At 69.8% G+C, this 21,912-nt stretch carries 17 protein-coding genes, 1 tRNA gene and 1 other RNA gene; 4 read left to right on the top strand and 15 right to left on the bottom strand.

Going from position 1 to position 21,912, the window contains the following annotated elements; genetic code table 11:
* Positions 1–48: 48 nt before the first annotated feature.
* From HF323_RS02620 to HF323_RS02590, 7 genes are all read right to left on the bottom strand, one after another.
* Complete coding sequence (locus HF323_RS02620) at positions 49–2,568, bottom strand: glycoside hydrolase family 65 protein (RefSeq protein WP_169580999.1); 2,520 nt, start codon at positions 2,566–2,568, stop codon at positions 49–51.
* Positions 2,565–3,290 carry an HAD-IA family hydrolase gene (locus HF323_RS02615; RefSeq protein WP_169581340.1) on the bottom strand — a complete coding sequence of 242 codons (726 nt, stop codon included), beginning with the start codon at positions 3,288–3,290 and terminating at the stop codon, positions 2,565–2,567. The genes HF323_RS02620 and HF323_RS02615 overlap by 4 nt, the downstream gene beginning before the upstream one ends.
* Before the next feature lie 30 nt (positions 3,291–3,320).
* Positions 3,321–4,553: an acetate kinase gene (locus tag HF323_RS02610; protein ID WP_169580998.1), complete on the bottom strand. Its 1,233-nt coding sequence runs from the start codon at positions 4,551–4,553 to the stop codon at positions 3,321–3,323.
* 67 nt (positions 4,554–4,620) lie between these two features.
* Positions 4,621–6,771: a phosphate acetyltransferase gene (gene pta, locus HF323_RS02605; RefSeq protein ID WP_169580997.1), complete on the bottom strand. Its 2,151-nt coding sequence runs from the start codon at positions 6,769–6,771 to the stop codon at positions 4,621–4,623.
* A 62-nt stretch (positions 6,772–6,833) separates the two neighbouring features.
* Positions 6,834–6,930: signal recognition particle sRNA small type (ffs, locus tag HF323_RS02600), an RNA gene on the bottom strand.
* Between the two features lie 28 nt (positions 6,931–6,958).
* Entirely contained in the window at positions 6,959–8,617 is a 1,659-nt protein-coding gene (locus HF323_RS02595; protein ID WP_169580996.1) for a DUF5671 domain-containing protein, read from the bottom strand.
* The gene (locus HF323_RS02590; protein ID WP_169580995.1) at positions 8,614–9,075 is read right to left on the bottom strand and encodes a hypothetical protein; all 462 of its coding nucleotides are present in this window, start codon (positions 9,073–9,075) and stop codon (positions 8,614–8,616) included. The genes HF323_RS02595 and HF323_RS02590 overlap by 4 nt, the downstream gene beginning before the upstream one ends.
* Positions 9,076–9,254: 179 nt before the next feature.
* Here HF323_RS02590 and HF323_RS02585 point away from each other — a divergent pair, with 179 nt between their 5' ends.
* From HF323_RS02585 to HF323_RS02570, 4 genes are all read left to right on the top strand, one after another.
* Positions 9,255–10,259 carry an AAA family ATPase gene (locus HF323_RS02585; protein WP_169580994.1) on the top strand — a complete coding sequence of 335 codons (1,005 nt, stop codon included), beginning with the start codon at positions 9,255–9,257 and terminating at the stop codon, positions 10,257–10,259.
* Between the two features lie 7 nt (positions 10,260–10,266).
* Positions 10,267–11,514 (top strand): DUF58 domain-containing protein, encoded by a 1,248-nt coding sequence (locus HF323_RS02580; protein WP_169580993.1) that lies wholly within the window; start codon positions 10,267–10,269, stop codon positions 11,512–11,514.
* On the top strand, positions 11,501–13,777 hold the full coding sequence (locus tag HF323_RS02575) for a DUF3488 and transglutaminase-like domain-containing protein (protein ID WP_169580992.1): 2,277 nt from the start codon (positions 11,501–11,503) through the stop codon (positions 13,775–13,777). Before HF323_RS02580 ends, HF323_RS02575 begins: the two co-directional genes overlap by 14 nt.
* Before the next feature lie 27 nt (positions 13,778–13,804).
* Positions 13,805–13,892 (top strand) — tRNA-Ser (locus HF323_RS02570).
* A gap of 131 nt (positions 13,893–14,023) precedes the next feature.
* Here HF323_RS02570 and HF323_RS02565 read toward each other — a convergent pair.
* The 8 genes from HF323_RS02565 to HF323_RS02530 all read right to left on the bottom strand — a co-directional run bounded on the left by HF323_RS02565 (position 14,024) and on the right by HF323_RS02530 (position 21,836).
* On the bottom strand, positions 14,024–14,656 hold the full coding sequence (locus HF323_RS02565) for a TrkA family potassium uptake protein (RefSeq protein ID WP_317450969.1): 633 nt from the start codon (positions 14,654–14,656) through the stop codon (positions 14,024–14,026).
* A gap of 61 nt (positions 14,657–14,717) precedes the next feature.
* Positions 14,718–16,088 carry a potassium transporter TrkG gene (locus HF323_RS02560; protein ID WP_169581339.1) on the bottom strand — a complete coding sequence of 457 codons (1,371 nt, stop codon included), beginning with the start codon at positions 16,086–16,088 and terminating at the stop codon, positions 14,718–14,720.
* Positions 16,089–16,193: 105 nt separating this feature from the next.
* Positions 16,194–18,557 carry a heavy metal translocating P-type ATPase gene (locus HF323_RS02555; RefSeq protein ID WP_223169124.1) on the bottom strand — a complete coding sequence of 788 codons (2,364 nt, stop codon included), beginning with the start codon at positions 18,555–18,557 and terminating at the stop codon, positions 16,194–16,196.
* Positions 18,558–18,657: 100 nt separating this feature from the next.
* On the bottom strand, positions 18,658–19,254 hold the full coding sequence (locus HF323_RS02550; protein WP_223169123.1) for a DUF305 domain-containing protein: 597 nt from the start codon (positions 19,252–19,254) through the stop codon (positions 18,658–18,660).
* 95 nt (positions 19,255–19,349) lie between these two features.
* Complete coding sequence (locus tag HF323_RS02545) at positions 19,350–19,769, bottom strand: DUF6153 family protein (protein ID WP_169580989.1); 420 nt, start codon at positions 19,767–19,769, stop codon at positions 19,350–19,352.
* A gap of 61 nt (positions 19,770–19,830) precedes the next feature.
* The gene (locus tag HF323_RS02540; RefSeq protein WP_169580988.1) at positions 19,831–20,487 is read right to left on the bottom strand and encodes an arsenate reductase ArsC; all 657 of its coding nucleotides are present in this window, start codon (positions 20,485–20,487) and stop codon (positions 19,831–19,833) included.
* On the bottom strand, positions 20,487–20,900 hold the full coding sequence (locus HF323_RS02535; protein ID WP_169580987.1) for an arsenate reductase ArsC: 414 nt from the start codon (positions 20,898–20,900) through the stop codon (positions 20,487–20,489). Before HF323_RS02535 ends, HF323_RS02540 begins: the two co-directional genes overlap by 1 nt.
* A 63-nt stretch (positions 20,901–20,963) precedes the next feature.
* Positions 20,964–21,836, bottom strand: coding sequence for a metalloregulator ArsR/SmtB family transcription factor (locus tag HF323_RS02530; RefSeq protein ID WP_169580986.1), 873 nt, complete (start codon positions 21,834–21,836; stop codon positions 20,964–20,966).
* Positions 21,837–21,912 lie beyond the last annotated feature (76 nt).

Below are 21,912 nucleotides of genomic sequence, written 5' to 3'. Positions count from 1 at the left end.
GGTGCGACATCACACCCGGGCGCGTTCCGCTCCCGTCGCACCGCCGACTCACGACGCGTCCGCGCCGTGCTCGATGTCGGCCGCTCCGACGATGACCGGGATCGACGACGTCACGGACGGCACCGACGCCGAGAGGTACGAGCCGTCCTCGCGCTGGACGTCGGTGAGCTGGCGGAGCGTCGGACGGCCCGGGATCACGGGGCCCTGGCCGTCGAGGGGCACGCTGACCTCTTCGCCGGGACCGACGACGTAGCCGGTGCCGCGGACGCTGAACCCGACCGGATCCCCGCCGGTGGCAGCCATGCGGAGCTGGTCGCGAGTGATGGAGATGTCGAGGCGGGTGCCGTGCCAGTGGAGGACGAACGACAGCTCCGGCCAGTCGGCGGGCAGGCGGGGGTCGAAGGAGAGCTCGCCGAAGTGGTCGCGCATGCCGCCGAAGCCCGACACCAGTGCCGTCCACACCCCGCCGGCGGAGGCGACGTGCACGCCGTCGGCGGCGTTGTGGTGGAGGTCGGCGAGGTCGACGAAGATCGACTCGCGGAAGTACTCCAGGGCGAGGTCCTGGTAGCCGACCTCGGCGGCGAGGATCGCCTGGACGACGGCCGACAGCGTCGAGTCGCCGGTGGTCAGCGGGTCGTAGTACTCGAAGTCGGCGAGCTTGTCCTCGTCGGAGAAGTGATTGCCCTGCAGGAACAGCGCGAGCACGACGTCGGCCTGCTTGAGCACCTGGTAGCGGTAGATCACCAGCGGGTGGAAGTGCAGCAGCAGCGGATGCTTGTCGGCGGGGGTGTTCTCGAGGTCCCAGATCTCGCGCTCGAGGAACACGTGGTCCTGCGGGTGGATCCCGAGCGCGGGACTGAACGGGATGTGCATCGCCTCGGCGGCCCGCTCCCATCCCTCCGGCTCGGCCGGGTCGAGCCCGAGCCGGTCGACCATCTTGCGGTAGTCCTCGCCGTCGTGCTCCGCCATCTCCCGCACCGTGCGGGCCGCGAAGCGCAGGTTGAACCGCGCCATGACGTTGGTGAACAGGTTGTCGTTGACGACCGTGGTGTACTCGTCGGGGCCGGTGACGCCGTGGATGTGGAACGACTCCTCCCCCGCGCCCTCCATGGTGCGCCAGAACCCGAGGGTGGCCCACAGCCGCGCCGTCTCTACCGCGATGTCGACGCCCTCGCGGTAGAGGAACTCGATGTCACCGGTGGCGCGGATGTACTTGGCCATGGCGAAGCTGACGTCGGCGTTGATGTGATACTGCGCCGTGCCGGCGGCGTAATAGGCGGACGCCTCTTCGCCGTTGATGGTGCGCCACGGGAACAGCGCGCCGTGCTCGTTGAGCTGGAACGCGCGCCGGCGCGCGGCCGGCAGCATCAGATACCGCATCCGCAGCGCGTTCCGGGCCCACAGCGGAGTCGTGTAGGCCAGGAACGGCAGCACGTAGATCTCGGTGTCCCAGAAGTAGTGGCCGCTGTACCCCGACCCCGTCATGCCCTTCGCGGGGACGCCCATGCCGTCGGCGCGTGCCGAGGCCTGTGCCAGCTGGAACAGGCACCAGCGGGTCGCCTGCTGCAGGTCGTCGTGACCGGCGATCCGCACATCCGAGCGCTCCCAGAACCCGTCGAGCCACTCGCGCTGAGCGGCGTAGATGGCCGGGACGCCCAGCGTGCGGGCGCGGTCGAGAGCCCGGCGACCGCGATCGACGAGCTCGCGAGCCGGCACGCCGCGAGAGGTGTGGTAGCTGACGAGCTTCGTCACGCGGATCGGCACGCCCGCCTTCGCCTGCACGCGGAACACGTTCTTGGCGATGTCCGGCTCCACGAGATAGCGAGAGTCGTACTCGTTGTCGGTCTCGATCGTGTGGTCGGCGACGACGGCGATCGTCATGCCCGACTCCCGCACGCGGTACGACAGGGCCGTGCGGTCGCCCTCCTGCCAGTACTCCTGAGGCTCGAGCACGCGCTCGTGGAGCTTCTCGGTCTTGCGGGGGTCGAAGCCGGCCCGCATCGGGCTCGAGGGGGTGCCGCCGTAGACGTCCTCGCCGTCCTGGCGGTTGAGGATCTGGCAGTTGATCGCCACCGGGGCATCGGCGTTGAGCACCGTCACCTGGACGCTCATGACCGCGAGGTGCTTCTCCTCGAAGGAGATCAGGCGCTCGAAGTCGATCCGCACGTCCTTGCCCGACGGAGTGACCCACAGAATGTGGCGCCGCAGAACGCCCTCGCGCATATCGAGCACGCGCTCGTACTCGCGCACGTCGGCGAGATCCAGCGAGAGCGGCTCGTCGTCGACGTACACCCGCATGACCTTCGCGTCGGGCGCGTTGATGATCGTCTGCCCCACCTCGGCGAAACCGTACGCCTGCTCGGCGTGACGGATCGGGAACGTCTCGTGGAAGCCGTTGATGAACGTGCCGTGCTCCTGGGCATGGCGGCCCTCAGGGTGATTCCCGCGCATGCCGAGGTAGCCGTTGCCCACGGCGAACAGCGTCTCGGTGACGCCCGAATCCTCGAGATCGAAGGAGGACTCGACGAGTCGCCACGGGTCGACGGGGAACCGGTCGCGATCGATCATGCAGTGAACTCCTCCAGGTCGTTGACGACGATATCGGCACCGGCCGCACGGAGTGCATCGGCCCCCGCGCCGCGGTCCACTCCCACGACGAGCCCGAACCTGCCGGCGGCGGCGGACTCCACACCGCTGATGGCGTCCTCGACGGCGACGCTGCGAGCCGGATCGACCCCCAGCATGCGCGCCGCCTCGACGAAGACATCGGGCGCGGGCTTGGACGCGAGGTGGTCGCGCTCGGCGATCACGCCGTCCATCACGACCGCGAAACGATCGCGGATGCCGGCCACCTGCAGCACCTCTTCGGCGTTCTTCGAGCTCGACACCACGGCCACGGTGGTGCCCGCGTCGGCCAGGTCGTCCAGCAGCGCCAGCGAGCCGGGATACGGCGCGATTCCCTCGTCGCGCAACACCTTCTCGAACACCACGTTCTTGCGGTTGCCGATGCCGCACACGGTGTCGGCGGTCACCGGATCGGACGGATCACCCCACGGCACCTCGACGTCACGCGACCGCAGCAGCGCCGCGACTCCGTCGTACCTCTTCTTGCCGTCGAGGTGATCGAAGTAGTCGCGCTCCGTGTACGGGGGCGTGATGCCCCACGCGCGGAAGAGCTCGGTGAACATCGTCTCCCACGCGTGCATATGCACCTCGGCGGTGGGCGTCAGGACGCCGTCCAGATCGAACAGGACGGCGTCGTACGAACGGAGGTCGGGCAGATTCGGCATCGGCACCATCCCAGGGTAACGAGGGGCGCGTCACCCGCGGGTCGCGGCGAGTGTCTGGCGCGCGATCTCGAGCTCCTCGTCGGTCGGCACCACGAGGACCGTCACGGCCGAAGCATCCGTCGAGATGATCCGGATGCCGCGACCCGGCGCTTCGTTGCGCGCGCTGTCGATCTGCACACCCGCGAAGCCGAGCGTCTCGAGCGCGGCGGAGCGCACCAACGGCGCGTTCTCGCCGACCCCCGCGGTGAACGAGATCACGTCGGCGCCACCGAGCTGCGCGAGATACGCACCGGCGTACGCGCGGAGCCGGTGGACGTACACCTCGTATGCCAGCATCGCCCTCTCGTCGCCGCGCGCGATGGCGGTGCGGATGTCGCGCAGGTCGCTCGACCCGGCGAGTCCGAGCATGCCGCTGCGCTTGTTGAGGAGATCGTCGAGGTCGTCGATCGACATGCCTTCGCGCCGCGCGAGGTGGAACAGCACCGCCGGGTCGATGTCTCCGGACCGCGTGCCCATGACCAGGCCCTCGAGCGGCGTGAATCCCATCGAGGTCTCGATCGACCGGCCGCCGTCGACGGCGGTGACGGATGCCCCGTTGCCGAGGTGGAACACGATCTGCTTGAGCTCTTCGACAGGGCGTCCGAGGAACGCGGCGGCGGCCTCGCTGACGAACTTGTGCGACGTGCCGTGGAACCCGTACCGACGGATGCGATGGGATGCCGCGATCGTCGCGTCGATCGCGTACGTGTAGGCCGCGGGCGCGAGCGTCTGGTGGAAGGCGGTGTCGAACACCGCGACGTGCGGCACATCGGGGAAGGCCTTCCGCGCGGCGACGATCCCGGCGAGGTTCGCGGGATTGTGCAGCGGCGCGAGCACGGACAGCTCGTCGATGTTGATCTCGACCAGCGGCGTGATGGGGGTCGGCTCGAAGAAGCGGGCACCGCCGTGGACGACCCGGTGCCCGACCGCGACGGGCGGGTGCTCGTCGAGCGACGGCCCGTCCGCGGCGAACGCGTCGAGCATCACCTGGAACCCCGCGGTGTGGTCGGGGATGGGAAGCTGACGGGACGTCTCGGCGTCGAGCACGGTCGGCGAGGCATCCGTCCCCGCGAACGCCGCGGCCTGCACCTTGTGCGTCGCGTGCCCCACGCCCTGCCCGATGCGCTCCACGAGCCCGGACGCGAGCCGGGCCTCGGTGTCCATGTCGATCAGCTGGTACTTGAACGACGACGAACCGGAATTCACCACAAGGACGGGGGTCATGACGGGAACGCTCCGATCCGCGCATCGCGCGCGAGTGTCGCGATGGCGGTGACGGTGTGGACGGGTGTCACGACGGGGACTCGCCGACGCCCTGGGCCTGGATCGCCGTGATCGCGATCGTGTTGACGATGTCGTCGACGAGCGCGCCCCGGGACAGGTCGTTGATCGGCTTGTTGAGCCCCTGCAGCACCGGTCCGATCGCCACCGCGCCCGCCGAGCGCTGCACCGCCTTGTACGTGTTGTTGCCGGTGTTGAGGTCGGGGAAGACGAAGACCGTTGCCCGACCCGCGACCTGCGAGCCGGGCATCTTCGCCGCGGCGACCGCGGCGTCGGCTGCCGCGTCGTACTGGATCGGGCCCTCCACGAGGAGCTCGGGGGCGCGCTCGCGCACGAGCGCGGTGGCATCCCGCACCTTCTCGACATCCGCGCCCGAACCCGACTCCCCCGTGGAATAGGACAGCATCGCGATGCGCGGCTCGATGCCGAACTGCTCGGCCGTCGCGGCAGACGAGATGGCGATGTCGGCGAGTTGCGCGCTGGTCGGATCGGGGATCACCGCACAGTCGCCGTAGACGAGAACCCGGTCGGCGAGCGCCATGAGGAAGACGCTCGACACGACCGAGACGCCCGGCTTGGTCTTGATGATCTCGAACGCGGGCCGGATCGTGTGCGCCGTGGTGTGCGCGGCGCCAGACACCATGCCGTCGGCGAGGCCGAGGTGCACCATCATCGTTCCGAAGTACGACACGTCCGTCACGGTGTCGGCCGCCTGCGCGAGCGTCACGCCCTTGTGCGCCCGCAGCCGTGCGTACTCCTCGGCGAACTTGTGCACGTGGACCGCGTCGAACGGCGACAGGACGTCGGCGCCCTGCAGGTCGATGCCGAGCTCGATCGCCCGCGCCCGCACCTCGAACGGCTCCCCCAGGATCGTGAGGTCGGCGATGCCGCGCTTCAGCACGGTCGCGGCGGCGCGGAGCACCCGGTCGTCGTCGCCCTCGGGCAGCACGATGCGCTTGCGCTCGGCGCGCGCGCGCTCGATGAGCTGGAACTCGAACATGAGCGGCGTGACGACGGTCGCCCGGGCGACGCCGAACGCCTCGAGCAGCTCGTCGGTGTCGACGTTCTGCTCGAACAGGGCGAGGGCCGTGTCGTAGCGCCTCTGCGAGTCCGCTGCGAGGCGTCCGCGCGTGTTCATGATCCGCACCGCGGTCTCGTACGTGCCGAGGTCGGTCGTGATGATCGGGACGTTCGAGCCGAGCCCGTCCAGCAGGCGGGTGACCGGCTCCGGAAGCTCGAAGCCGCCGTTGAGGACGATGCCCGAGATGGACGGAAAGGTTCCCGACGCGTTGGCGAGCAGGGTCGCCAGCAGCACCTCGGATCGGTCGGCGGGAATGATCACGACGGCACCCTCGAGCAGGCGCGGCAGCACGTTCACCATCGACATGCCCGCCACCACCACGCCGAGTGCCTCCCGGGTGAGGCGGTCGGGGTCGCCCGCGAGGAGCTGCCCCTCGACGGCGCGCATGATGCCGCGGATCGACGGCGCCACCAGGAAACGGTCCTCGGGGATCGCCCACACCGGGATGCGGGCGGCGGACGGGAGACCGGATGCCTCGACCGAGCGACGGATGGCGGCGATCGTCTCCTCCCCCTCCGTCGGCTCGGCCCGGTTCGCGACGACCGCGAACAGCTCGGCGCGACCGTGGGCGAGCTCCGCAAGAGCGAGGTCGGCGATCTGCCCCATCTCGGCCGCCGTGCGCGGCAGCGAGGAGCCGAGCTGCTCGGGCTGCGTCTGGCTCTGCGCCGACCGGCCGCCGAGCACCAGCAGCACGGGAGCACCGAGGTTCGCTGCGATGCGTGCGTTGTAAGCGAGCTCGGCCGGACTGCCGACGTCGGTGTAATCGCTGCCGATGATCACCACGGCGTCGCACTGCGCCTCGACGGCCTTGTAGCGCTCGACGATCGTCGCGAGCGCGCCATCCGGATCGTGGCGCACGTCGTCGTACGTCACCCCGATGCACTCGTCGTAGGGGAGGTCGACGCCGTCGTGGTCGAGCAGCATCTCCAGCACGTAGTCGGGCTCGACCGTCGACCGTGCGATCGCGCGGAACACGCCGACGCGGGGCGTCGCGTGGCTCAGGGCGTCGAGCACGCCGAGTGCGACCGTCGACTTGCCGGAGTGGCCTTCTGCCGACGTGATGAAGATGCTCCGTGCCACGCGCCCCAGCCTATTGACTGAACGCGAGGCCGGGGTGGGCGGCAGGCGGCGGGCTCCGGGAAAAGTAAGACTCTCCGCGAACCCGGCAGAGCCTGGTTACCCTTGCTACGTTTCCGTCCTGGGGGAGTTGGCCTGGATGCCGCCTCGCGGAGAGCTGACACCAGTCTAACCCGTCGCCGACCCCCGATCAGTCAGCGAGCGGAATGATGCGGGCGGTGCCGTCGGCATCGGCGATCACGACAGCGCGAGGCGCCGACAGCCCGTGGAGAGTCTCCACCACCGCGGGGACGTCCCGTGCGGTGAGCGCGCCCGGGTCCGCGGCCTGCCACGTGCTGACCCTCGCTCCGGTCTCCGAGCGCAGCCGCGCCGCGAGATCGTCGTGCCCGCCGTTCGTGATGAGGATCACCCGTCCGACGGCGCGCCTGCGTGCAATCCTCCCGGCGAGCGCGCGGTCGCGGCGCCAGATGGCGAAGTGGTAGGCGAACACGAGGGCGGTGGCGCTCAGCAGTCCCAGTGGCGCGCGGATCCGTTCGACGAGCCCTCCGACCTCGCCTGCCGCCAGGACGAACTCGAAGAGCCGGTAGCCGATGACGAGAAGCGTCACGAGGGCGACGATCGCGCTCGCGCCGAAGACCACCACGAGATAAGTCCTCCGCGCCGGCGCCGCGGCCTCCTGCGCGTCGACATGACGAGCCGGCCGCCACGCGAGCCCCCACGCCGTCGCGCCGACGGCGAGCGCGCTGAGGCCGCCGAGGAGGAGCGTTCGCGGGTCGGACTCCGTGAGCGGGTCGGACAGGGAGGCCAGGAGGGCGTTGACGATGACACCGAAGCCGCTCGCGGCGCCGATCAGCGCGACTCCCGACACGACGAGCCGTCCGGCCTCCCGTGCGTGCCGCGATCGCCTGTCGAGGACGCTCGCATAGACGACCCAGACGATGCCACCGATCAGCGCCGCCCCGACGGCCACATCGAGTGCGGCCAGGACTCCGGCGAGCGGATCCGTGTCGAACAGCACCCTCAGGACCACGAAGCAGATGGTCCCTACGGCGAAGAGGGTGGCCGCCGCGGCGGCACCGACCACGACCACGAGCAGGACCAGGGCGAATCCGTCCGCGGCATCCACCGCCTTGTCATGGAACCAGTGCCACCACCACACCGCCGCGCCGAGCGCGAACCAGCAGAGCGACTGGAGGGCGGAGGTGATCCAGTGCGGCGACTCGGCGATCGGGATGGATACGCCGACGAGCGCTTGAGAGACGACCACGGCGATCGCGGCGACGGCTCCCGATGCCGCCACGATGAGTCCGAAGACCGCCGCGAGCTCCACCGGAACGTCGGTCAGCCGCGTCGGCCCGGTCGTCGCGCTGCCGCGGATGTACCGGTGCCAGACCCAGACGCCCAGCCACACGACCCCCGACGCGAGGGCCGCGGGCCGCCACTGCCCGTCGAGGGCGCTGACGCCGGCGGTCCCGAGCGAGACGGTCGCCGCGATGAGAGAGGTGAGGTACATCGCCGCGACGTAGAGCGCCCAGACCCAGGACCCCCGCTCGCCCGCGTCCGCGGCGAGCCGTCGACGCTCCCACCACCAGAGCCCGCCGGCCAGGGGTGCGCCGATCAGTGCGAACGCCAGCGAGCGCGCCAGCGCCGCGTCGCTCACGACGAGTTCGCTGCCCGCACCGATCGCGCGTTCGAGCAGACCGCTCAGGCCGATCGCCGCGATGACGACGAGCGCGAAGAGGATGACGAGGACGATGATGCGGCGCACGACGGCCTGGGCGCCGCCGGTGGCTGCTCGCTCCGGGGATCCGGCTGTCGCGGCGTCGGGGATGACGCTCGGCCCGCTCATCGCGGCACTCCGTCAGCGGCGCACACGGTGAGGGACCACGGCGCCGTCTCGATCTTCCACTCTCCGCCGACGTCGACGAGGTCGAAGGCCTCCTCGCTCTCGTACTCGTCGGGGCCGAGCGGTCCCGAGCCGTAGGTGGTCACGACGAGCACCCGCACTCGGGCGGTGTCCTCGCGTTCGGTGCTCTCGAGCAGCGTCAGCCGGACGTCATCCGACGCCAACGGCACCCGCTCGCAGGAGTCCGCGATATCGGGGGCGAGGTAGGTCAGTGCCGTGGTCACGTCACCGTCGATGACGGCTTGCGAGTACTGCTGCACGACGCCCTGCGGGGTGGCGGGGTCGAGAGGCACGACGTCCTCGCGCGCGAAGACCGCGACGAGGGCGACCACCACGACCAGCAGCACGCCGGCCGCGAGGGCGACGATCGTCATGCGGGTGCGTCGGGACGTGTCCGTCATGGGCTGATCGTGTCCGCCGTCCGGGCCCGCGGCTGGGCCGTTGGTCCCGCGCTCCGGGAAGAGTCCAGTGATCTCCCAGGCCCGCGGCGGTCCTCCCGTTGTTACGATCGACGAGTGGGCGGCAATGGGGCCCGTCTGCACTGGCTACCCGCCCCGACGGGCGGTCTTGGGAGGTCTCGATGACCGATACCGCAGTGACCGAGTCGGCGGGCGCGCCCACGGCAGACGCCTTCGCGCGCACCACTGACGCGATCCTCGCCTCGGTCGGGAGTGTGATCGACGGCAAGCCCGAGGCCGTGCGCAGTGCGCTCGTCTGCCTGCTGGCCGAGGGGCACCTCCTCATCGAGGATGTTCCCGGCGTCGGCAAGACGATGCTGGCGCGCGCTCTCGCGGCGTCCGTCGACGCGACGGTGCGTCGGATCCAGTTCACACCTGACCTTCTTCCCGGTGATGTCACCGGCGTGAGCGTCTTCAACCCGGTCGAGCGCGAGTTCGAGTTCAAGCAGGGGGCGATCTTCGCGAACATCGTGATCGCGGACGAGATCAACCGCTCCTCCCCCAAGACGCAGTCGGCGCTCCTCGAGGCGATGGAAGAGGGACAGGTCACCGTCGACGGCCGTACCCACTTCCTGCCGAGTCCCTTCCTGGTCGTGGCCACTCAGAACCCTCTCGAGATGGAGGGCACCTACGCCCTGCCGGAGGCGCAGCGGGACCGCTTCATGATGCGGATCTCGATGGGGTATCCCGACCAGCGCTCCGAGGCGCTCATGCTGCGACAGCGCGACACCGCCAACCCCCTCGATCAGCTCGCCGCCGTCGTGTCGGCCGACGAGGTCACCGACCTCATCGCGTGGGCCCGCGCGGTCCATGTGGCTCCGACGATCGAGGACTATGCCGTCGCCCTGGCGCACGCGACGCGGACGCACTCCGATCTGCGGCTGGGCGCGAGCCCGCGGGCGACGCTGCAGCTCGTGCGCGCAGCCAAGGTGTGGGCCGCACTCGACGGGAGGGGGTTCGTCATCCCCGATGACATCACCGCCCTCCTCGCGCCGGTGTTCGCCCACCGGCTGATCCCCACCCGCGCCGCCGGCGGTGCACGCGCGAGGGGTGCCGCCGACGCCGTCACGACGATCCTCGAGCGCATCGCGGCGAGCGTGCGCGTGCCCATCGCCGCACGTCAGTGAGTCTGCGATGAGACGCCTGTGGCCGCTGACCGTGCGAGGCACGGGTGCGCTCATCCTGGCGATCCTGTGTCTGGTCATGGCGAACGAGTTCGGCGTGACGGAGCTCATGTACTTCGGCATCCTGCTGCTGGCCGTCCTGGGTGCCGGTGTGGCCTCGCTCTATCTCTCCCGGCGCTCCGACGTGGTGACGCGGTCGCTTCAGCCGGATGTCGCGACGGTCGGCCGCGAATCGGTCGTGAACGTGCGGGTCGGAGTGCGGACCGCGCTGCCGACGCCGCCGGGCGTGTGGCAGGACACCCTGCCCAAGGGGCTGAGCGGGGACTCGAAGGGCATCTTCCCCGCCCTGGGCTCGGGGCTGCGGCGCAGCGATCGCGTCGTCGATCTGTCGTACATCGTCCGCGGCGTGCGGCGCGGGGTGCACTCGATCGGCCCGCTGTCGGTGCGCTCCACCGACCCGTTCGGGCTCGCGCGCCGCCAGAACCTCTTCGGCGAGCGCACGGCGGTGACCGTGGCGCCGGCGATCGTCGACCTGCCGCCGCTGACGGACTTCGCCGGAGAGACCGGAGGCACGCTGCACACCACGACGAACCAGCTCGGACAGGGCGCCGACAACCTCGTCGCCCGGCCGTACATGTCCGGCGACTCGATGCGGCGCATCCATTGGCGCGCCACGGCGCACCGGGACGAGCTGATGGTGCGCCAGGAAGAGCAGGAGTCGACTCCCGAGGCGAGCGTCGTGCTCGATCGCGGTGCGCTGCGCTGGTCGACCGAGGCGATGCACGCTCCCGGATCCGATCCGGGTTTCGAGGCCGCGGTCTCGGCGTGCGTGTCGGCGGTCGCGCGGCTGGTGCACGACGGGTACGCCGTCGAGGTGCTCGACTCGGACGGCACGGTCCTGGCGGATCGGATCGACGGCGGCGACATGGCCGAGGTCGATGCGATGCTCACCCACTTCGCGACGCTCACGGCCCGCCGGGACGATTCGCTGGGTCGCCTCGCGAGGCTCTTCGCGGGCACGATGACGGGTCCCGTCATCGTCGTGGTGGGCAGATTCGATGCGTCGGATGCCTCGGCGATCGCCGCGGTCCCCCATCACTCCACGCTCCCCATGCTGTTCGCGGTCTCGCCCGTCGCCGATGCGCTCGACCGGGCAGCCGACCATGGCTGGCGGGTGGGAGCAATCGACCCCGACGGCGACTTCGCGGCGGCGTGGGGCAACGCGGTCGGCCGGGGGCTGAGCCATGTCGTCGCTTGATTCTCTCGCTCCGCGCTCCGGCCGCCGCGGCGGGGAGTGGGTGCTCACCGTGGCGCTGCTCGCCGCGTTGCTGGCGGCACTGCTTCCGGTCCTGCGGGTGGTGAAGCCCGGCGGATGGCTCCTCGGATCGGTCATCATCGCGAGCGCCGTGCTGGCGGCGGGCTTCGTGGCGCGGCGCTTCCGGCTTCCCGCTGTCGCGGTGAGTCTCATCGAGGCCGGCGTGTGGGTGGCGTTCATGACGCTGGTGTTCCTGCGCGACACCGCTCTGCTGTGGGTCATCCCCACGCCTGACACCGTCCGTGCCGTGCCGCCTCTCATCGACGACGCCGTCGACCAGATCGTCTTCGGTGCGGCGCCCCTCGACGACAGCGTCGCGCTCGCCTTCCTCATCGTCGGGTCGATGGGACTGCTCACGCTGATCGTCGATCACGTCGTGCTCACCGCACGGATGCCGCTCCTCGCGTCGATCGGGATCGTCGCCGTCTCGCTCATTCCGGCGATCGCGGTGCCGCGTCAGGTGGACGTCATGGCGTTCGTCTTCCTGGCGGTCGCGATCCTGTTCCTCATCCGGGCGGAGACGCGCTCGCGGGAGCGGCCGCTCGAGCAGGCGGCCGAGCGGTCCGCCGGAGTGCCGGCGACCGCACTCGGCATCGGCGCCATCGCGGTCGTCGTGGCTGTGGTCGCGACACCGCTTCTGCCCCAGCCTGCGATGCGCGCCGGCGGCGGGCTCGGCCCGGGGCCGGGGATCGACGCGACCCTGCAGCTCGGCGACGACCTGCGGCGTCCGGAGACGGTCGAGGTGCTGCGCGTCCGCACCGACGGCAGCGCGGCGCCGTACCTGCGCGCGACGACGCTCTCGCGCTTCGAGGGCGGCGTGTGGGAGCCGGATCGGGTGCGCACCGTTCCCCTCGACAGCGACTTCGGTCTCGGCACGGTGAGCGTCAGCTCGGATGTGCGCGTCGTCGAGACGACGACCTCGGTGGAGGTCATCAACCTCGCCTCGGTGTGGCTTCCGGTGACGTTCCCGGCGGTGGAGGTCTCCGGCCTGGACGGGCGGTGGGCGGCCGTGCCGTACAACCGCACCGTGATCTCGCAGTCGGGCAGCACCCAGGGGCAGACGTACGAGGTCGTCGCCAGCCAGCCGCGCCCCACCCTCGAGCAGATCCGCCAGTACAGCGCGGGGGGACCCGATCTGCGCGACGAGACGACGCAGCTGCCCCCCGACACCCCCGACATCATCACCCAGCTCGCCGCCGAGGTCACTGCCGGCGCGACCAATGACTACGACCGCCTCATCGCCATGCAGCGATGGTTCCGCGGCGGCGAGTTCCGCTATTCGCTCGAGGCTCCCGTCGAGGACGGGTTCGATGGCAGCGGCGCGGAGGCGGTCGCCCGCTTCCTCGAGGTGCGCGAGGGCTATTGCGTGCACTTCGCATCGGCCTTCGCCCTGATGGCGCGGTCGCTGCACATGCCGACGCGCATCGTTGTCGGGTATCTGCCCGGAACGGCGACGACCGACATCCGCGAGGAGCGCACGGTCTACTCGGTTTCGAGTTCGCTGCTGCACGCGTGGCCGGAGGTGTACTTCGACAACGTGGGATGGATCCCCTTCGAGCCGACGGCCGGGCTCGGCGTGCCGACGTCGTTCGCGCCGGCCGCGTCGTTGCCGGGCACGACCAACGATCCGGACAATCCGACGCCGGGCGCCACGCCCACGCCGACGACCACTCCGGGAGCGGATCCGAATCAGCCGCTCGACCCGCGTGACGAAGCCCTCCCGGGAACGCCGCTCGCAGGCGCGAACCCGCTGCCGATGCTGGGCGTCATCATGCTGATCCTCCTCGTGCTCGCCCTGCCGTTCCTCGTGCGTGAGGTGCGTCGGCGCCAGCTCACGACGTCGGCGCGCGGCGGGGATGCCGCGTCGGCGTGGACGATGGTTCAGGATGCCGCGATCGATGTCGGCATCGCGGTTCCGGCCAGTGAGACTCCGCGCGCCTTCGCGCAGCGCCTCATCGACCAGCATGGCGTCGCACCCGACGATGTGTGGACCCTCGTGAGCGCGATCGAGAGGGCGTCGTATGCGCCCGGGAGCGGTCGCGACTACTGGCTGGGTGACGCGGCGACGGATGCCGCGGCATCCGTTCGCGCCCAGTTGCTGGCGGGAGCGCCCGCGGCCCGCCGGATCCTGGCGGTCGTCATGCCACGGTCGCTCATCGTGCGTCCGGGAAGCGTGTACGCAGGGGGTGCTCCGGCGACCAGGTAGGATGTCCTGTGGCCCTCCGGGGCTGCTGGAGGATTCGCCTAGTGGCCTATGGCGCACGCTTGGAAAGCGTGTTGGGTGCAAGCCCTCAGGGGTTCGAATCCCCTATCCTCCGCCAAGAAGAACGGACCGCCCGCAGGGTGGTCCGTTCTTGTTTCGGGGACAGCGCGATTCGAAGAGGAGGTCGCGGAGCGAGTCCGTGACGTGTGCGGTATGCGTTGCCGGCCGGATCGCGCGGGTGCGCAGCCGTCAGAGCAGCTGCGCGAACGCTTCCGCGTCGCGGGTCTTCCCGACGACGATGATCGTGTCGCCGGCGCGCAGGACAGTGTTGTTGTCAGCGTTGTCCCACGGATCCTCGTCGTGCTGGAACGCGGCGATCGTGACTCCGTGGGTGCGGCGGAGGCCGGTCTCCCCCAGCGGTCTGTCCTGGATCGAGGAAGGCGCCGGTGCCTTCACCATCGCGTACCCGGGCGCGATCTCGATGAAGTCCAGTGCCGCGCCTCTCACGAGGTGCGCCACGCGCCGCCCCATGTCCTTCTCGGGATAGATCACCTTGTGCACACCGAGCTGCTCGAGGATCAGTCCATGCTGATCGTCGACCGCTTTCGCCCACACGGCGGGGATGTCCATGCTGAGCAGGATCGAGCAGGTGAGTATCGAGGCGGAGATGTCACCGCCGATCGCCACCACCACCCTGTCGAACTCGGGCACGGCGAGCTGCATCAATGCCTCCCGCTTGGTCGAGTCCGCTCGAACCACCTGAGTGAGCTGGCCGTTGAGGGACTGCACGAGGTCCTCGGTGATGTCGATGCCGAGAACGTCCGTGCCTCCCGCCATCAGTTCAAGGGCCAGCGCGCGACCGAACCTGCCGAGTCCGATCACCGCAACCGAGTGCGCTTCTGCAACGCGGTGCGACCGATCAGATCCGCTGAACCTGGGGAACTTAGCCAATGGCGGGCCTCTCCTTCGGGAATTCGTAGAGGATGCGCCGGTCTCGCAGCGCGATGGCCGACCCGAGCGTGAGGGGGCCGAGCCGGCCGAGGAACATCATCAGGACCAGGACGATCTGGGCAGGCTCGGTGAGCGCGGCGGTGATCCCCGTGGACAGCCCGACGGTGCCGAACGCGGACACGGTCTCGAAGAGCGCTCGGTCGAGGTCCTCACCCGCGAGGAGCATGATCGCCCCCGTCCCGGCGATCACGGCGGCAACGGCGATGAGGACGACGGTGATCGCCTGCCGGTGCACCGCCCGGGAAAGCCGCTTGCCGAAGATGTTCACGGCACCTTCGCCTCGCAGTTCCGTGAGCATGATGAAGAAGAGCACCGCGAACGTCGTGACCTTGATGCCGCCGGCGGTTCCGGCCGGTCCGCCGCCGATGAACATCAGCACGTCCATGCCCAGCCAGGTCTCGTCGTGCATCGCACCGATGTCGACGGAGTTGAAGCCCGCGGTTCGGGTCTGCACCGACTGGAAGAAGCCTGCGAGCACCCGCGCCCCCGGATCGAGCCGTCCGAGGGTATCCGGGTTGTTCCACTCGATCGCCGTGATGTAGACGGAGCCGACGACCAGCAGCACCGCGGTCGCGGAGAGCACCAGCTTGGTGTTCATCGTCCAATGCAGCGGATGCCGCAACTCCTTCCGCAACTGCATGATCACGGGAAACCCGAGCCCGCCGAGGATGATCGCAGCCGCGATCGGGAGGCAGATGAAGGGGTCGGCGACGAATCGCATCAGGCTGTCGCCGTACAGCGCGAAACCGGCGTTGTTGAAGGACGAGACCGAGTGGAAGAGTCCGTGCCATGCGGCGTCGCCGATCGAGTAGCCGTATCCGAGAAGGAACCGCGAGGTGAGGAGGACGAACACCACCGCTTCGATGACGAGCGAGACTCCGACGATTCCGCGGATCACGCCGCGCACATCGTCCATGCCGAGTACCTTCGCCTCCGCCGCCGCGTAGAGACGTGATCGCACGGAGAGCCGCCGCGCCAGAAGCAGGCCGATCAACGACGCGAAGATCATGATCCCCAGCCCGCCGAGCTGCATGAGAAGAAGAATCACCACGTGCCCGAAAGGCGTCCAGTACGTCGGGGTGTCGACGACGACGAGTCCGGTGACGCACACCGCGCTGGTGGACGTGAAGAGCGCTTCGACGAAGGTCGCACCGCCCGGACCGGCCTTGGCGATGGGCAGCAGCAGCAACACGGTTCCGGCCGCGATTGCGGCGGCGAATCCCCCGGCGACCGCCTGGGCGGGATGGAGCCGGAGTCGGGATACCAGCCTCTGGCGACGCGTCACCGTACGCGGTCGTCGCATCGTCACCTGCACACGGTACCCGGGCGATCACCTCCACCTGAGCGGTACTAACGGAATCCTCACGTCCGGCTGCACGCCTGGCATCCTCTGCGGGAGGGTCCTCGGTCAGCGGTCGAGGATCCTCCGCGTGCTGCTCGCCGGCGCCAGATCCAGCCGCCGCAGCAGCTGAGCGTTCAGCGCGACCACGACGGTGGACAGCGACATGAGGATCGCACCGATCGACATCGGCATGACGAACCCGATCGGAGCGAGGATTCCGGCCGCAAGCGGCACGGAGATCAGGTTGTACCCCGCCGCCCACCAGAGGTTCTGCTTCATCTTCCGGTAGCTCGCTCGCGACAGCTCGATCACCGACAGCACCGAGCGCGGATCGTCGCTCGCCAGGATCACGCCCGCCGAGGCGATGGCCACGTCCGTGCCCGCACCGATCGCGATCCCCACGTCGGCCTGCGCGAGCGCGGGAGCGTCGTTGACGCCGTCGCCCACCATGGCCACGCGCAGTCCCTCGGCCTGCAGGGACGCGATCTTCGCGGACTTGTCCTCCGGGCGCACACCGGCGAAGACCCTATCGATTCCCAGATCGGCGGCGACCGCACGGGCCACCGCCTCGGCATCCCCCGTGATCATGACGACTTCGACGCCGAGGGCGTGCAGGGCATCCACCGCCTCACGCGATTCGGGTCGGATCTCGTCGGCGAGCTTGAGGCCGCCGATCACGACGCCGTTCTCGACGACATGGAGGATGATCGCGCCATCCTTGCGCCAGGCATCGGCCGCGGCCACTTCGGACGCTCCGAGCTCCTCGAGCAGGCGCGGCCCGCCGACGCGCACCTCGGCGCCATCTACGGTCGCGGTGACCCCGACAGCGGGCGACGAGGTGAATCCGGTCGCCGGCGCCACCTCGAGCCCGCGATCGTGCGCCGCCCGGACGATCGCGCGGGCCAGGGGGTGTTCGCTGTCGGACTCGGCGGCCGCCGCGATCGCGAGCACGGCTTCGGCGGTGCGACCCGCCGACGGCGAGACATCGCTGACGGTCGGCTCGCCCTTGGTGAGCGTTCCGGTCTTGTCGAACAGGACGGCGTCGATCGAGCGCATGCTCTCGAGTGCGAGACGGTCCTTGATGAGGACGCCGCCCCGGGCGGCCCGTTCGGTCGCGATCGAGACCACCAGCGGGATCGCCAGCCCGAGGGCGTGGGGGCACGCAATCACGAGGACCGTGATCGTCCTGACGACGGCTTCGTCAGGAAGGCCGATCACCGTCCAGACCACGGCCGTCACCGCGGCGGCACCCAGCGCGAACCAGAACAGCCAGGCGGCCGCGCGGTCGGCGATCCGCTGGGCACGCGAGGAGGAGTTCTGCGCCTCGGCGACGAGCCGCTGGATTCCCGCGAGAGTGGTGTCGTCACCGGTCGCGGTGACCTGCACGCGGATCCCCGAGTCGGTCGCCACGGTGCCCGCGGTGACGACGTCACCGACATCGCGTGCGACCGGCCGCGACTCGCCGGTCACCATGGACTCGTCCATGTCTGCGCGGCCGTCGACGATCCTTCCGTCCGCCGGCACGCTGCCTCCGGGCCGGACCAGCACCACATCGCCGATGACGAGTTCGCTGGGCGCGACCTTCACCACCCGGTCGCCGTCGACACGCTCCGCCTCGTCCGGCAGCAGTGCGGCGAGACTGTCGAGCGCCGACGTCGTCTGCGCAAGCGAACGCATCTCGATCCAGTGCCCGAGCAGCATGATCACGATGAGCAGTGCGAGCTCCCACCAGAATTCGAGTTCGTGGTGCAGCAGACCGAGGCTCGCCCCCCAGGACGCGACGAACGCCACCGTGATCGCAAGTCCGACCAGCAGCATCATGCCGGGCTTGCGCGCCCGGAGCTCGCCGACCGCGCCCGAGAGGAACGGCCACCCGCCCCACAGGTACATGACGGTGCCCAGGATCGGGGAGATGAGGTTCACGCCGGGGAACTGCGGAAGGGAGTAGCCGATGAGCATGGCGAACATGCTCGAGAAGGCGAGCACCGGCACCGCGAGGATCAGATTGATCCAGAAGAGCCTGCGGAACTGCGCGGTGTGATCGCCCGAGTGACCCCCGTGCCCGCCGTGCCCCGCGCCATTCGCGGCCGGACTGTGCCCCGCGTGCTCACCGTGGCCCGCGTGCTCGCCGTGCCCCGCGTGCTCGCCGTGCCCCGCGTGCTCGCCGTGCCTCGCGGGCTCACCGTGGCCCGCGTGCTCATCATGCCCCGCGTGCCCACCGTGGTCCGCATGGCGGCCGTCCGTGGCGCCCACGTCGCGATGGGCTTCCTCGACTGCCGTGCGCGACGCGTGACGACCGGGTGCCTGCTCGTGCCCGTGCTCGTGCGCGTGCTCGTGCTCGTGCGCCCGCCCCTGATCGTGCGGCTGCTCGTGCCCGTGCCCGTGCTCGTGCGGGGGCTCGGGCTGCTTTCCTTGCTCTTGCGTGCTCATGACGTCTCCTTCGTCGTCGCCCGCGACCGGGGCGTGAACCTCTCCTCACGGGAGTCGCTCAACCAGAACGCGATACCCCCAGGGGGTATTCCCGAGATGCCTATTCCGCCAGCAGTCGCTCCATCGTCGCGATCTCGGCCGTCTGCGTCTGAATGATCCGCTCAGCCAGTTCGAGCGCATCCTCGTTCACCCCACGCTCCAGTTCGGACTGCGCCATGTCGATCGCGCCCTCATGGTGCTCGATCATCTGCTCGAGAAACAGTCGCCAAGCCACTGCACCGTCCGCGGCTTCGAGCTGAGCCATGTCGTCGTCCGACATCATGCCGTCGCCGTGACCCATCCCCCCGCCGGCACCCGGCATGTCCATACCCCAGTCCTCGAGCCAGGAGCGCATCAGTTCGATCTCGGGTGCTTGCGCGGCCTTGATCTGCTCAGCGAGGTCGCTGACCTCCTGCGGGACTCCCGGCTTGGCGAGGATCAGATCGCTCATCTCCACAGCCTGCTCATGGTGGGGAATCATCATCATCGCGAACATCGCGTCCGCCTGGTTGAAGTCGCCGCTCACTTCGGCCGACGGCATCCTGGACTGGTCATCTCGGCCATGATCCATGCCGGGCATGCCGACTCGGTCACCGACCGCACCGCACCCCACGAGCGCGAGCCCGAGCACCATGGGCGCCGCCGCGAGCAGCGTCATCCGTATCTTCTTCATCACACGTCTTCCTCTTGTCGAAAGCGAATAAAGCCCGCCTCGCGGGCACACTCCTCACTCGGCGCAGGGCCGAGGGTGGATCACGTTCGACTGATGGAGAGTTCGTGGAGGGAGGGATGCCGCGCCCCGATCGCGCGGACGATGGCAGGAGGCCCTCGGCGGGAGGGCGCATCGCGCCCCGTCGACGCGGCGCTGCTCGGGACCACCAGGACGAGCAGAGTCGCCAGCAGCGCGAGCACGCACGCCATCACGAGCTCATGATGCTCGGGATGCGCGCAGTCGGCGCAGCCGCCGAGGCCTGCATCACCCTCGCGATCGGAGTCGCCATGAGAGTGGGCTTCGATCTCCACCGACATCGCCCCCGCCGCGGGGCCGCTGTGCCCGGCTGAGAACGTGTGCATCCCGAGCAGCCCGGCCATCACGCCGACCGTGAACAGCACAGCGACCGCCCACCGCCAGACACGCGGACGCTGCACCGGGTTGAGCACGATCGCATTCATGAGAACCTGCTCGAACTATACCCCCTTGGGGTACCGGGAGGGAGCCCCGCGACACGTGGGGTCAGCTGCGCGGCGCCGGCGAAAGCTCCGACAACAGTTCGACGACGCGGAGGCGGATCTCGTCGCGCACGGCGCGAACGCCGTCGAGGTCCAGCGTCGCCGGATCGGGGAGATCCCAGTCGAGGTAGCGCTTGCCGGGATAGAGCGGACACGCGTCACCGCAGCCCATGCTGACCACGGCGTCGGCGGCCCGCACGACGTCGTCCGTCAGCGGCTTGGGGAACTCCTCGTCGACGGTGATCCCGATCTCCTCGAGCACCGCGATGACCGAGGGAAGAACGCCGTCACCCGTCGGCCGAGACCCGGCGGAGCGCACGTGCACGCGGTCGCCGGAGAGGTGCCGGGTGATCGCGGCCGCCATCTGCGATCGCCCGGCGTTGTGCACGCAGAGGTACAGCACTTCGGGAACGGCTTTGAAGATGAGGCCCTCCGCCTGCCCGAGCGCGACGAGGCGTTCCGCGGCGAACTTCTCGGCGAGCGCCGGAACGTGCGTGGGGACGCGGGCGGACCGCCCGAGCGCGACGTAGGACTCGAAGACGACCTTCTCGACCGTCTCTGCTCCGACCAGTCCCGCGAACCTCTGAGCAAGGCGCTCGGTCGCCCGGTGAAGGATCGCGTCGGGCGATCGCAGCGCCGAGTAGCCCTCGACGCCGGTCATCAGGCCCGTCCGGAGGGGAGGATCTCCGAGAGCAGCGCCTCGATGCGCCCACGGATCTCGTCGCGGATGGGGCGAACGGATTCGATCGACTGCCCTGCGGGATCGTCGAGCTCCCAGTCCTCGTACCGCTTGCCCGGGAAGACAGGGCAGGCGTCGCCGCAGCCCATCGTGATGACGACGTCGGACTCCTTCACAGCCTCGACGGTGAGCACCTTCGGCGTGTTGCCGGCGATGTCGATGCCCTCCTCCGCCATGGCGGCCACGGCGACGGGGTTGATCTGGTCCTTCGGCGCGGAGCCGGCCGACAGCACCTCTACCCGGTCGCCGCCGAGGGCTCGCAGGTATCCGGCCGCCATCTGCGAGCGTCCAGCGTTGTGCACGCAGACGAACAGGACGGTGGGCTTGTCTGACATGGATGCCTCGCTTTCACTCTCACGCAAAGCATAGACCCATATCTATCGGTTAAGAAACGCGGATCAGAGCAGTTCCTGCAGCAGGAGCCGCACGCGCTGCTCGATATCGTCGCGGATCGCGCGCACCGTCGCCGGCGGCTTGTCGACGGGATCCTCGATCGGCCAGTCGAGATAGCGACGCCCGGGATACACCGGGCAGGCATCGCCGCAGCCCATCGTGACGACGACATCGGCCGCCCGCACCACTTCATCGGTGAGGGGTTTCGGGAACTCTCCACCCAGCGAGACGCCGATCTCGTCGAGTGCGCGCACGATCGACGCGCGCACGTCCCCTGCGGGTGCCGATCCCGCCGTGCGGACGACGACGCGCTCCCCCGCGAGCTGGCGCAGAATGCCCGCGGCGAGCTGGGACCGTCCGGCGTTCTGCACACAGACGAACAGCACCTCGGGTCGCTCGGGACGCTCACCCTCCGCGCGGCGGATCGCGTCGAGGCGTGCCGACGCGAAGGCGGAGGTGCGCGACGCGAGGAGCGGCGCGGACGACTCTCGCGACAGCAGTTCACTGCTCTCGCGCACCATCTCCTGCACGGTCTCGCGACTGAAGACCCCGGCATACCGCTCCGCCAGATCGGCGGCGATGCGCTCGAGGTCGGGCGCGGCCCCGGCGCCGGCATCACCCAGGAGCGCGTCGACGCGGTCGGCGTGCGCGGGAGCGATCGAGTACCAGACGCGCCGACCGTCGGGCTGGCGTGCGACCACTCCGTCGGCGAGGAGGGCCTTCATGTGGTGGCTGACCGTCGGCTGTCGCAGCGCGAGCGTCTCGGCGAGCTCTCCGACGAGCGCGCGCCCGTCGTCGGAATCGCGGATCAGGCGGAGGATGCGCGCTCGCGTCGGATCGGCCAGCACCGTCAGGCCGCGATCCTCCTCAGAACCCATAGGCCGGAGTCTATCCGCGCACACGCCGACAGGCGCCGCCGAAGCCGATCGCGCTCCGCGATTTATCGATCGGGAT

It is taken from the genome of Microbacterium sp. MF43 (assembly GCF_012847295.1).
In the GTDB taxonomy this organism is placed as follows: Bacteria; Actinomycetota; Actinomycetes; order Actinomycetales; family Microbacteriaceae; genus Microbacterium.
The sequence above is the reverse complement of the archived record's forward strand: the minus strand, read 5'-3'. Positions and strand labels throughout refer to the sequence as shown.